Raw genomic sequence first — 11,516 nt, forward strand, 5'->3', positions numbered from 1 at the left:
GAGGGCGCGCCTCCAGCGGAGGCTTGATCAAACCGGGAGCCAAGAAGTGATCAGCCGCTAGAACCGATACGCGGCAGCACCTTGTCGGTGAAGAGCAGGAACGACTCATGACTGAGCGGCGCACATAAGATGTATTCGAGCGGCATCGTCTCGCGCAGGCGGGCGAGCTGGTCGCAAACCGCATCGGGCGTTCCGTAGATCACGACGCCGTTCATGTAGCGTTCGGGGGTGTTGCTGACGGCTTCGGCAGGAACTTGCGCGCCCTCGCGCGGGCGCGTCGGCGGCGGCCCCTGATGAGCATACGAGGCGACCAGCCATTGCGCGCCGCGCCGGGCGACGTCTTCGGCCTCGCGTGCGTTGTTCGCGAGCGCGACAAAACGCGCGATCGGAATCTCGCGTCCCGCGATCGAATAGCCATTCGCCTCCAGGCCCGAGCGATACAACTCGCGCTTGCGGGCAATCTCCCGATCCGACGAATGCGGATCCATCAGGATCGAGAATCCTCTCGCGGCGGCGCGCTCGATGGCCTGCGGCGACGACGCTGCGAGCCAGGTCGGCGGATGCGGCTTCTGCATCGGCTTGGGCAGGACTTCGATATTTTCGAAATCGAAATATCGGCCGTGATAGGTGAGGCGATCCTCGCGCCACGCCCGCAACACCACATCGACGGTTTCCTGGAACCGCGCCGCGCTTTCTTCAACCGGCACCCCGAAAGCGCGAAATTCAGTCGGATCGAAACCGCGCCCGGCGCCCCAATTCACGCGGCCGCCGGACAGGATATCGAGCAGCGCGACTTCCTCGGCGAGCCGCAGCGGATGATAGAACGCGGCGAGCGACACCGCGGTCCCGATGCGCATCCGGCGCGTGCGCGATGCCGCATGCAGGCCCATCATGTGCACCGAGGGGCATACGCTGAAGGTGTGGAAGTGATGCTCCGCGAGCCAGACGCAGTCGTAGCCCGACCTGTCCATGATTTCAATTCGCTGCAGGGCGCGCTCGTAAACCGCCTCGATCGCGACCCGCCGCTCGGGCCAACTAAAGAACTGGAGCACTCCCGCTTTCATGATCTAACTCCGCAGCGCCTCTTCCCAATGTCGAGACTCATATCACAGGAATGGTGTTCATCAGGAAATAACCCTCGAACGCAGCTTTCATCGGACTCAAGCACGAACACCGCCTCGCACAATTCCGAAGAGACAGAATTAAGTTGCCGACCGCCCGCCGAGGAGGTGGAGATTCGAACTCCAAATCTGCGTCTGATGTTCGACTGTCGCCAAAATCCCGCGCGTCAGCCTAGCGAACGAAGGGTGTGTGTGGCGAATTGCTGATTCTGGGGAAATCAGTAATTCGCCACACACAGGTGCTAGCTGCTCGCAGCAAGATCGCGAAGCACTAAACCACGGTTATCAAGCTGGTATCGAAAGCTGAGTCCCACAGTGCTGAGAGCAAGAGTGCATTCTGAACCCCCAGCCGGTGTTCGTCGGTTGCACATTCTGCCCGCCGGACGAGGTGAGTGTCGTCGAGCGTCGATTTCTCATTTGACAATCGGAGCTAGTTCGGCATATGCAAAGATTCAGTTGTTGAAGTTGAGTTTCATATGTTGAAACCTATCCAAAGCGCGCGCACGTACTCCAGCCAAGTCCTCGATCGTGTGGTCCGTATTCTTGAATGCTTCGGTCCGGAGCGGACCGACCTGCGGTTGGTCGAGATCGTTGCGGCTACCGGGCTACACAAAAGCACGCTCTACAGGCTTCTTGAGGCTATGCGTGCGCACAGGCTGATCGGGTTTGACGCCGAATCCGGTTGCTATCATCCGGGGTTGAAGCTGTTTGAGATCGGATCGCTCGCCGCCGGACGGTTCGCTCTGGAGCGGCACGCGCATCCGACGCTCGAACATCTTGCCACCGTCTCGGGTGAGACTGCGCATCTTTGCGTACTCGACGGTTCCGACGTCGTCTATGTCGCTAAGGTGGAGTGTACTCGCACGTTAAGAATTCCGTCCGCCGTCGGCCAGCGTAACCCCGCCTACTGCACAGGGGTAGGCAAGGCCATCCTCGCATTTCTCACGCCGGAGCAGATTGAGTCGTACATTGCCAGCACTCCACTGAAGCCTTTCACACGGAAGACCTTGATCTCGAGTAAGGAGCTGAAGGCCAATCTCGGGCAGGTGACCGTCCAAGGTTACGCTGTTGACGACCAGGAGCGCGAAGAAGGAGTGCGATGCGTCGCCGCACCGGTCAGAGACCACGCAGGCGAGGTAATCGCAGCCATCAGCATAGCCGGGCCGTCAATAAGAGTTACCAAGGAACGGATCGCCGGGCTCGCGAGCCACGTGGTGCAGGCTGCTGACGAAATCTCGGCGGCGATAGGCTACCGCGTTATGCCGAATGGAGCGGACAAAACCGCGATCAGAAAAATCTCCGGCCACGCGGCGAGGCTGAATAGTGGCCTTCGATGAAAACGCAGAACTTCGAGGCAGTACGTCCGCTGACTCGATCTCCATCAGGAACGCCCAAACTCCAGAGCCGGCGGGCTCATTTCTAAGGGAGATTCCATATGGCTCTCGCGAATACCGAGATAGATGAACTGGTCTCGCTCGAACGAGGCGAAGTGGACCGTCGCATTTACACCGACCCGGAGATTTTTGAGCTCGAGATGCAGAGGATTTTCGCGCGCTCATGGTTGTTCCTCTGTCACGAGTCGCAGATTCCCGAGCCAGGTGATTTCTTCCAATCGGTGATGGGCCGCGACAACGTTCTGGTGGTCCGCCAGAGAGACGGCTCGATCAAGGCGATGCTGAATACCTGCGCCCATCGGGGCAATGCTGTCTGTCGCGCCGAGGAAGGCAATGCCAAGAATTTTCTGTGCACCTACCACGGCTGGTCATACGGAATCGACGGCCGCCTTAATGGAGTTCCAGGATTCAAAACCTTCTACGACGGGCAGCTCGACAAATCACGGCACGGGCTGGCTCAAGTCGCGCAGGTAGCCAGTTACAAGGGATTTACATTCGGCACCCATGACGCCTCGGCGCCGCCCCTGGAAGAATTCCTCGGCGCCACCGGCCGGCTCGGTCTCGATCAGATCGCCGCCCGCGGCGACATGGTCGTAGTGCCCGGCATCCAGAAGTTCATCATCGACTGCAACTGGAAGATCGCGGTCGACAATCTGTTCGATTGGTATCACCCGCAGGTCACTCATGCCTCGGCATTTCAGCCGGGCGTGATGGGTACGGACGCGCCAAACGCTGCCGAGCGCGAGAAGATCGACCTGAGCGAGGTGAACATGGATAGCGGCGCCGCCCTCGACCTGCCTGCCACCGGCATCAGCGGAACGAAGTTCGATCAGGTCGTGGTGCTCGGCGAGTACGGACACGCAATCGGCGGTCCCACCGCATCTTCTTCGGGCAGTGCCGTGTTCGATCAAACCTGGCGCACTACCGCGCAAGCTCGTGCCGCGCTCGGACCGGTCGGCGTGGAAGTCGCCGGGCATCCGAATATTTTTCCAACGACGTGGATCGCAGTTTCGGTACAACTGTCGCTGCGAATACCGCGCGATCCCGGTCATACCGAGATCTGGTGGTTCACATTTGTCGATCGCAACCTGCCGCGCGAGACGCGCGACTTCATGGTGACGATCGCATCCCGCATCTTCGGGCCGGGCGGCGTACTCGAGCAGGACGACGGCGAGAATTGGGCGCAGGCGACCGCGCAGACGCGTGGCATCGCCAGCAGGCGGATGAAGCATCAGCTCACCATGGGCCTCGGCCGCGGCAAGATCATCAAGGAAGGCGGCCTTTCGCGAGTAGAAGGTCTCACCGGCGAGCACGGCCAGTTGTGGACGTATCATTCGTGGGCGCAGTGGATGAAGGGTCTCGGCTGGGACGAACTGAAGAAAGTCACCACGCCCGGCGATTTCATTTGAGGGAACCCATGCAGACGGCCAACAAGATGGAAGCGGTCCCGCGTGAGGACCGTATTGCGGCGATGCTCCTGCATTACGAGATCGAACGCTTCTACTACGACGAGGCGGCCCTGCTCGACTCGCATCGCTACGAGGAGTGGCTCGCGCTGTTCGCTGACGACGCGCGTTACTTCATGCCGATCAGACGTACCCGCATGCAGCGCGAGCTGGACAAGGAATTTACCAAGCCGGGTGAGATGGCGTTCTTCGATGACACCAAGACGCTGCTCGCCGGGCGGATTAAGAAGCTCGGATCGGGCCGCTCGTGGGCTGAAGATCCGCCGTCGCGCACGCGCCACTTGATTACAAACATCCGAATTCTGAAGGACGACGGTCGCACGTTTGAAGTGGAGTCAAACTTTCACCTCTATCGCACGCGGCTCAATTCTGAAGAGACCTCCTGGATCGGTTCCCGACGCGACGTGTTGCGCCGAGTGGAAGGATCTTTCCAGATCGTCGACCGCAAGATTTTCCTCGAACAGACCGTGTTGCTGTCGCGTAACCTGAGCAACTTTTTCTGATATGGGCTGGCTGGAAAACAAAGTGGCACTTGTTACCGGAGGCGCATCCGGGCTGGGCCGAGCCATCGTCGAGCGCTTTCTCGATGAGGGCGCGAACGTCACAACCCTAGACCGCGCCCAGGAGCGGAGCGCCGAACTGGCGAAGCAGTTCGGAGATCGTGTCGAGGCGGTGGTTGGCGACGTGACAGTTCTCGCCGACAACCATCGCGCAGTTGCGGAAACAATCCGACGCTTCGGCCGACTCGACTGCTTCGTGGGCAACGCCGGAATCTGGGATTTCAACATGTCGTTGGTCGACCTGCCCGAAGATAGGATCGGTCAGGCGTTCGACGAACTGTTCGCCGTGAACGTGAAAGGCTATCTGCTTGGTGCGAAGGCCGCCTATCGCGAACTCGCCAAGACCCGCGGCTCGATCATCTTTACGGTCTCGAATGCGGGCTTTTATCCGTGCGGCGGCGGGCCTTTGTACACCGCTTCGAAGCACGCTGTGGTCGGACTGATTCGCCAGCTCGCGTATGAACTCGCGCCGAAAATTCGCGTCAACGGAGTTGCGCCCGGCGCGATCCCGACCGACTTGCGCGGTCCTCGCTCGCTCGAAATGGCTGATCGATCCATCGCATCGGTGCCGTTGAAGGCAGCGGTCGAGCGCGGGCTGCCGCTCGGCAAACTGGCCGAGCCGCGTGACTACACGGGATCGTACGTGCTGCTGGCGTCGGCGGAAAATTCCTCCACCGCGACTGGTGGCGTGATCATCTGCGAGGGCGGAATCGGTATCCGCGGCTTCGTTGACGCCGCGGGAGGCCGCAATCTTTAAGCACGGAGGCATCAAATAGATGAGCGCAATAAGCAGCCTGGGCTATCTCGGATTAGGGGTGAAAGACCTCGACGCGTGGGAGAGCTTCGCGACACAAATTCTCGGCCTGCAGAGTGCTGGGTGCACCGACGACGGCCGCCTGCTGCTGCGGATGGACGAGTATGAGTATCGTTTCGCGCTCCATCGCGATGACTCGGACGACATCGCTTACGCCGGATGGGAAGTCGCGGATGCGGCCGGACTACGCGAGGTTGCCGAGCGCCTGCGCGCCATCGGCGTGGAGGTCAACGCCGGCACCGCGGATCATGCGAAGCTTCGCCGCGTGACGGAACTCATCAGCTTCACCGATCCGAACGGCTTGGCGAGCGAGGCGTTTTATGGTCCGTCGATTCAGTTCGAAAAGCCGTTTCAGTCGCCGCGCCCAATCTCGGGATTCGTCACCGGCCAGCAGGGCTTGGGTCACATCGTGATGGCGGTCGGAGACATCGAAAAAAGCCTGCGTTTTTACCTCGACGGACTCGGCTTCCGCATAACCGATACCATCGACATGAACTTTGGCCGCGGGATGCAGCTGACGATGGCGTTCATGCACTGCAACCCGCGCCACCACACCCTCGCGCTGGTGCCGATCCCCGCGCCCAAGCGCCTGCATCACATCATGATGCAGGTGCGATCAATCGATGACGTGGGCTCAACCATGTATTTGGTGCAGGACCGCAAGATCGAGATCGCATCGACACTCGGACGCCATACGAACGACCACATGCTGTCGTTCTATTTGCGCACGCCGTCGGGATTCGAGATCGAATACGGATGGGGAGCGCGCGAGGTCGATGACGCCACCTGGCACGTGCAGAAGCATCACGCCCCCAGCATCTGGGGCCATCGCCGGCCGGGGATGGAACGCTAGTTCAATCGCAATCGCACGGAGGAAACATGGCTCTCACCGAGGAAGCAACCAGCAAATTCATTCAGGCCGGAACGCTCAAGCTTCACTACCATGAGGCGGGCAAAGGACCTGCCCTCATCATGGTCCACGGCGGCGGCCCTGGCGCCGGAGGCTGGAGCAACTATCGCCGCAACGTCGATCATTTGGCCCAACGCTATCGTGTGATCCTCCCCGACCTGCCAGGGTTCGCCAAAAGCGACAAGCCTGCAGTCGAAGGTGGACTACTCACCTTTATGGCGAAGGCTATGAAGGACCTGATGGAAGCGCTCGACATTCCGCGCGCACACTTCGTGGGCAACTCGCTGGGCGGTGCCACCACGATAAAATTCGCGCTCGACTATCCCGATCGCATCCAGCGAATCGTGCTGATGGGCGCACCCTCGCTGGCGCTCTTTACGCCACAGCCGGCCGAGGGCATCAAGCATCTGATGGGTTACTACGCCCCGCCGGGTCCCTCGATGGAAAAGTTGCGCGCGTTTCTCAACGTGATGGTTTACGATGCTTCAGCGCTGACCGACCAACTGATCAAAGAGCGGTACGAAGCGAGCATTCAACCCGATCTGCTCGCGAATCCAATCTTGTCGCCTCGCAACCGGGCCGTGTTCGAGCCCTTTTGGAAGGACATTGCGAACATCAAGAATAAAACCCTGGTCGTGTGGGGACGCGACGATCGCACCGTGACCCTCGATCATTCGTTCTTCCTGCTCAATCAGTTGCAGGACGTACGCCTGCACGTGTTCGGCAAATGCGGACATTGGGCGCAGTGGGAGAAAGCCGCCGAGTTCAACCGGCTCGTCAGCGATTTCCTGGGCAGCGAAGACTGAGATGGATTCATCCACGATGAAAGAGATCGCCGCACGGCTGGAGCGCGCCGAACGCGACCGTGTCGCGGTCGATCCGCAGGCCGCGAGTTCCGCGATGACTGCCGCCGACGCTTATCGCATCCAAATGCTCAACGTGGATCGGCGCGTCGCGAGCGGGCGCAAGATCGTTGGGCGCAAAGTCGGTCTCACCAGCATCGCGATGCAAAAGATGTTCGGCGTCAACGAGCCCGACTTCGGCCACCTGTTCGACAACATGATGCTCGCAAGCGGCGGAGAATGCCGCGTCGATTCGCTGATGCTGCCGCGGGTAGAGCCCGAGATCGCATTCGTACTCGCGCGCGAACTGCGCGGCCCCAGCGTCACGCGCGAGGACGTGCTCGCGGCGGCAGAGTATGTAACGCCGGCGCTAGAGATAATCGACACACGCATCCGTGACTGGAAGATAACGCTCGCCGACACGATAGCCGACAACGCTTCGTCGGCGCGCGTCGTGCTCGGCGCGGAAAAGTCTTCGCCGACCGCATATGACCTCGCAAAGGTCAGCATGACGCTGGAGAAGAACGGGGCCGCCGTCGAGAGCGGAGTCGGGGCCGCCGTGCTCGGGCATCCGGCGGAGCCTGTGGCATGGCTCGCAAACAAACTCGCAGAGTTCGGGCAGGCCCTGGCCGCCGGTAGCATTATCATACCGGGAGCTCTGTGCCGCGCAGTCGATGTAGCGGCTGGTAACTCGATCGTCGCCCGCGTTGACCATCTTGGAACAGTCAGCATAAGGTTCGTCTGATGGAATGCAACGGAAAGCCGTCGCAGCGCGTGCGATGCGCAATTCTCGGCTCGGGCAATATCGGCACTGACCTGATGGTGAAGCTGCTGCGCAGCGAGGCGCTGGAGCTGGTCGCGATGGCGGGAATCGATCCCGATTCGGAGGGCCTCGCACGCGCGCGCACCACCGGGATCAAGACTTACGAGAATGGCATCGATGGCCTCCTGTCGCTGGCGCCACTTCCCGAAATCGTTTTCGATGCAACCAGCGCGCATTCTCATTTGAAGCATGCGCCCAGGCTGCGCGAAGCCGGCATCATCGCGATCGATCTCACTCCCGCCGCGGTGGGCGAGTACGTCGTGCCGAGCGTGAACATCGGCGAGTGGCTCGGCACCGATAACCTCAACCTGGTGACGTGCGGAGGGCAGGCGACGATTCCGATTGTCGCGGCCGTGAGCCGTGTCGCTCCGGTCGAGTACGCCGAAATCGTGGCGACGATCGCGTCGGCAAGCGCCGGTCCCGGCACGCGGCAAAACATTGATGAGTTTACGCAGACCACAGCGCGCGGATTGGAGCGCCTCGGCGGCGCGCGCCACGGCAAGGCGATCATCGTGCTGAATCCGGCAGACCCGCCGATCATGATGCGCGACACGATCTATGTTCGCTTCGCGCCCGGAGCCTCCCACGAGGAGATCACCGCGTCGATTCGGCGGATGGTGCGCGAGATGCAGCAATATGTTCCTGGTTATCGTCTGCGCACTGAGCCGCTATTCGATGATGACCAGGTCACGGTGATGCTCGAAGTCGAAGGTGCCGGGGACTTCTTGCCGCGCTACTCCGGCAACCTCGACATCATGACGGCTGCGGCGGTTCGCGTCGGCGAAGAGACCGCGCGCAATCTCGTTGGCCTCAAGCCTGACAAGCAAGCGGCGGCGGAGCGCGTATGAATCAGCAACTCAAAATTTGCGACGTTTCGCTGCGCGACGGTTCGCACGTCATTCGGCATCAGTTCACCTGCGAGCAGGTCGCATCGATCGCGCACGGTCTGGACGAGGCCGGCGTGCACATGGTCGAAGTCTCGCATGGCGACGGCCTCGGCGGCTCGTCCATTCAATACGGGATGTCGCGCGTCAACGAATTTGAATTGATTCGCACCGCGCGCTCGGTGTTGAGGCGCGCGAAGCTGACGGTTCTGCTGCTACCGGGAATCGGCACGCGTGATGATCTCAAAGCTGCGCGCGATCTCGGTGCCGAAGTGGTGCGCGTCGCAACGCATTGCACAGAGGCCGACGTCGCACAGCAACACATCAGTCTGGGGCGCGAGCTCGGCATGCAGGTTGGCGGCTTCCTAATGATGGCGCACATGAGCTCTCCGCAGGATCTCGCAGCGCAAGCCCGGTTGATGGAATCGTACGGCGCGCACGCCGTCTACGTGACGGACTCGGCAGGCGCACTAACCGTCGATGGAGCGCGCGAGCGCGTGCGAGCGCTGCGCGACGCTCTCAAGTGCGAAGTCGGGTTTCACGGCCATAACAATCTCTCGCTGGCGGTCGCGAATACGCTAGTTGCGATCGAAGAGGGCGCAACCTGGATCGACGCCGCCGCGCGAGGGTTCGGCGCAGGCGCCGGCAACACCGCGACCGAGGTGCTCGCGGCCGTGCTCGATCGCCTCGGCAAAAATCCCGGCCTCGACGTCTTCAAGCTCATGGATGTCGCCGAGGAACTGGTGCCACCGGTCATGCAAAAGCCGACGATGATCGATCGCGCTGCACTGACGCTCGGCTACTGCGGAGTATATTCCAGCTTCCTTCGGCATGCTGAACGCGCGGCGGAAAAATTTGGCGTCGACGCACGCGAGATCCTGACCGAAGTTGGCAGGCGCAAAGCTGTCGGCGGCCAGGAAGACATGATCATCGAAGTTGCGTTCGAGCTTTCGCAGCGTCGTGCCCCGACAGATTCTTGACAGCATCGCTTGGGAACACCGCACGAGCCGATCGCTGACTGTCCCAACGAAAAATTCATCTGAACCGGAATTTGTGCCGTGTGTGTGGCGAATTCTAATTCAGGCGGCAGCCGGGGTCTGAAAGAGGCCGTTGCAGTGTGGGCGCCAGTGATACGAATCGAGGCGTGCGGTCGGAGGCGAAAGTGCACCGCCTGTGCTCCGCAAAATTATTCGGATGGCGGCCAATGAACTCGCATGGTGAGGTCTTTTGCATCTAGCGAGGTCGGGGCCTGAACAGGAGCGGTCGTGCCTAGGCTTGTTCTACTCCTCCGGTCGGCGATGTGAAGTCGCCTCATCGTCAACCCAGCCCTCCTCCGTATAGGTCATTCCACGGCGGCGCCCAGGAACCGTGCGCACCGGTCCGGACTGGTACAGCGGGCAGGAAAGAGGACCGTAACAGAAGGTCTCGGTTCGGTAGCGGCGCCGACTCGGATTCCACTGATCAATAATCATCTCGACCGGCATCCGGCATCCCCAGACGCAGCTCCAGCACTTCTGCTGGAAGGTTCGCGCGGCGAGCCGCCGATGACCGCGCTCGCGGTAGACCGCAAGCGGCGGTGGAGCACCGCGCCACGGAGGTGGCGTTGCCTCGTCCTCAGGCTCAGGTAGTCCAACTTTCAAGTTGCTGACCTTGTAGAATTCAACCGTCTCCAACCGCGGATCTGGAACCGGCAGCGCATCACCGGATACGGCGTTCCCGGCCCGAAAGTGGTGTTTCGTGTGCGCGCCTTGCCCTACACCGACGAGAAATTCTCGGGCTTCACTTCCGATTCTGCCGCTTACCTTCAGCGCGTAACCCAGGTAGGTATGGCTGCGTTGATCGAACGAGCGGGTCAATCGGATCCGTGGCTGCACCGAAAGCAACACACCCTGCCACGGAATCTTCCCCACCAGCATCGTTCCTCGGGAGCGTCACGCCGCAAGCTTCTGCAAGCTGTATTCGTGATGGAGTCCGCCCAGTATCGGTGTGGCCACCACTCGATGACCGAGAGGAAGGCGGTGGCCGAAGGGTTTGACTCGCAGGTCGGCCAACCTCGGATCGGGAATGCCTGGTCCCAAGGCTGAATGTGGTCTGCCTCTATTGTAGTGGCTCCTCCACGATACCAGGACTCTTCTCAGGTGTCCCTCGCTGAGCGGAATAATCCAGTCCAGACACTCCCGCCGCAGAGTCCCGATCAGTCTTTCGCAAAGCGAGTTCGCCTGCGGGCCGCGCACCGGCGTGGTGATCGCCTTGAGGCCGAGGTGAGTCAGTGAAGCGTCCAATTCGGCGGAAAAGATCGCGTCGTGGTCATGGATGATAAAACGATACTTGTGGTCGAATGGGATGGCGTCTCGCAGCTGTTGCAGAGTCCACGCTGCGGTGGGATGGGCCGTCGCATTGAGGTGAATCAGTCGACGTGAGGCATGCTCGATTACCACGAACACGTAGAGGATTCGAAAAGTGGCGGTCACTGCGACGCAGAAATCGCAGGCGATGATCCCCCGTGCGTGATTCTTTAGAAGAGTCGCCCAACGCTGGTCGCCCCGAGGTATACCCATCGCCGGCGGAGACTTCGGCATATACTTCCGGATCGTTCGCGGCGACACCCGAAGGCCAAGCTTCAGCAGCAGCTCGTTTGCGATCCGCTCCTCGCCCCATGAAGGGTTGTCACGCGCCATCTTGCGAATCAACTGCCGGAGTTC

Annotated in this window: 12 protein-coding genes and 1 pseudogene; 10 read left to right on the forward strand and 3 right to left on the reverse strand. The window is 60.9% G+C overall.

Annotation, left to right across the window (positions count from 1 at the left end; genetic code table 11):
* Positions 1–50: 50 nt before the first annotated feature.
* On the reverse strand, positions 51–1,064 hold the full coding sequence (locus VJX68_RS02985; protein WP_324094161.1) for an LLM class flavin-dependent oxidoreductase: 1,014 nt from the start codon (positions 1,062–1,064) through the stop codon (positions 51–53).
* 533 nt (positions 1,065–1,597) lie between these two features.
* On the opposite strand from VJX68_RS02985, the pseudogene VJX68_RS19260 reads away from it, so the two are divergent.
* The 10 genes and pseudogenes from VJX68_RS19260 to dmpG all read left to right on the forward strand — a co-directional run.
* Positions 1,598–1,774: pseudogene (locus VJX68_RS19260) on the forward strand (helix-turn-helix domain-containing protein); the annotation flags it as partial.
* 45 nt (positions 1,775–1,819) lie between these two features.
* On the forward strand, positions 1,820–2,458 hold the full coding sequence (locus VJX68_RS02990) for an IclR family transcriptional regulator (RefSeq protein WP_324094162.1): 639 nt from the start codon (positions 1,820–1,822) through the stop codon (positions 2,456–2,458).
* Positions 2,459–2,556: 98 nt separating this feature from the next.
* A complete protein-coding gene (locus tag VJX68_RS02995) occupies positions 2,557–3,924 on the forward strand; it encodes an aromatic ring-hydroxylating oxygenase subunit alpha (RefSeq protein ID WP_324094163.1) in 1,368 nt (455 codons plus the stop codon).
* A gap of 8 nt (positions 3,925–3,932) precedes the next feature.
* Positions 3,933–4,484 carry an aromatic-ring-hydroxylating dioxygenase subunit beta gene (locus tag VJX68_RS03000; protein ID WP_324094164.1) on the forward strand — a complete coding sequence of 184 codons (552 nt, stop codon included), beginning with the start codon at positions 3,933–3,935 and terminating at the stop codon, positions 4,482–4,484.
* Position 4,485: 1 nt separating this feature from the next.
* Positions 4,486–5,298, forward strand: a complete 813-nt coding sequence (gene hcaB / locus VJX68_RS03005; protein ID WP_324094165.1) for a 3-(cis-5,6-dihydroxycyclohexa-1,3-dien-1-yl)propanoate dehydrogenase — start codon at positions 4,486–4,488, stop codon at positions 5,296–5,298.
* A gap of 19 nt (positions 5,299–5,317) precedes the next feature.
* Positions 5,318–6,208: a biphenyl-2,3-diol 1,2-dioxygenase gene (gene bphC / locus VJX68_RS03010; protein WP_324094166.1), complete on the forward strand. Its 891-nt coding sequence runs from the start codon at positions 5,318–5,320 to the stop codon at positions 6,206–6,208.
* Positions 6,209–6,234: 26 nt separating this feature from the next.
* A complete protein-coding gene (locus tag VJX68_RS03015) occupies positions 6,235–7,071 on the forward strand; it encodes an alpha/beta fold hydrolase (protein WP_324094167.1) in 837 nt (278 codons plus the stop codon).
* Position 7,072: 1 nt separating this feature from the next.
* The gene (locus VJX68_RS03020) at positions 7,073–7,852 is read left to right on the forward strand and encodes a 2-keto-4-pentenoate hydratase (protein ID WP_324094168.1); all 780 of its coding nucleotides are present in this window, start codon (positions 7,073–7,075) and stop codon (positions 7,850–7,852) included.
* Entirely contained in the window at positions 7,852–8,778 is a 927-nt protein-coding gene (locus tag VJX68_RS03025; RefSeq protein ID WP_324094169.1) for an acetaldehyde dehydrogenase (acetylating), read from the forward strand. The genes VJX68_RS03020 and VJX68_RS03025 overlap by 1 nt, the downstream gene beginning before the upstream one ends.
* Complete coding sequence (dmpG, locus tag VJX68_RS03030) at positions 8,775–9,794, forward strand: 4-hydroxy-2-oxovalerate aldolase (protein ID WP_324094170.1); 1,020 nt, start codon at positions 8,775–8,777, stop codon at positions 9,792–9,794. Before VJX68_RS03025 ends, dmpG begins: the two co-directional genes overlap by 4 nt.
* 300 nt (positions 9,795–10,094) lie before the next feature.
* On the opposite strand, the gene VJX68_RS03035 is transcribed toward dmpG, so the two are convergent.
* Positions 10,095–10,730, reverse strand: a complete 636-nt coding sequence (locus VJX68_RS03035; protein WP_324094171.1) for a hypothetical protein — start codon at positions 10,728–10,730, stop codon at positions 10,095–10,097.
* A gap of 15 nt (positions 10,731–10,745) precedes the next feature.
* Positions 10,746–11,516: integrase core domain-containing protein (locus tag VJX68_RS03040; RefSeq protein WP_324094172.1), on the reverse strand; the 771-nt coding region annotated here is incomplete at its 5' end.

Source organism: Binatus sp. (SeqCode) (assembly GCF_035272065.1).
Classification (GTDB): domain Bacteria; phylum Desulfobacterota; class Binatia; order Binatales; family Binataceae; genus Binatus.

Coding starts and splice junctions, on each gene's coding strand:
- bphC (WP_324094166.1), top strand. CDS start 5,318: ATGAGCGCAATAAGCAGCCTGGGCTATCTCGGATTAGGGGTGAAAGAC.
- VJX68_RS02985 (WP_324094161.1), bottom strand. CDS start 1,064: ATGAAAGCGGGAGTGCTCCAGTTCTTTAGTTGGCCCGAGCGGCGGGTC.
- VJX68_RS02995 (WP_324094163.1), top strand. CDS start 2,557: ATGGCTCTCGCGAATACCGAGATAGATGAACTGGTCTCGCTCGAACGA.
- dmpG (WP_324094170.1), top strand. CDS start 8,775: ATGAATCAGCAACTCAAAATTTGCGACGTTTCGCTGCGCGACGGTTCG.
- VJX68_RS03000 (WP_324094164.1), top strand. CDS start 3,933: ATGCAGACGGCCAACAAGATGGAAGCGGTCCCGCGTGAGGACCGTATT.
- VJX68_RS03025 (WP_324094169.1), top strand. CDS start 7,852: ATGGAATGCAACGGAAAGCCGTCGCAGCGCGTGCGATGCGCAATTCTC.
- VJX68_RS03020 (WP_324094168.1), top strand. CDS start 7,073: ATGGATTCATCCACGATGAAAGAGATCGCCGCACGGCTGGAGCGCGCC.
- VJX68_RS03015 (WP_324094167.1), top strand. CDS start 6,235: ATGGCTCTCACCGAGGAAGCAACCAGCAAATTCATTCAGGCCGGAACG.
- hcaB (WP_324094165.1), top strand. CDS start 4,486: ATGGGCTGGCTGGAAAACAAAGTGGCACTTGTTACCGGAGGCGCATCC.
- VJX68_RS03035 (WP_324094171.1), bottom strand. CDS start 10,730: ATGCTGGTGGGGAAGATTCCGTGGCAGGGTGTGTTGCTTTCGGTGCAG.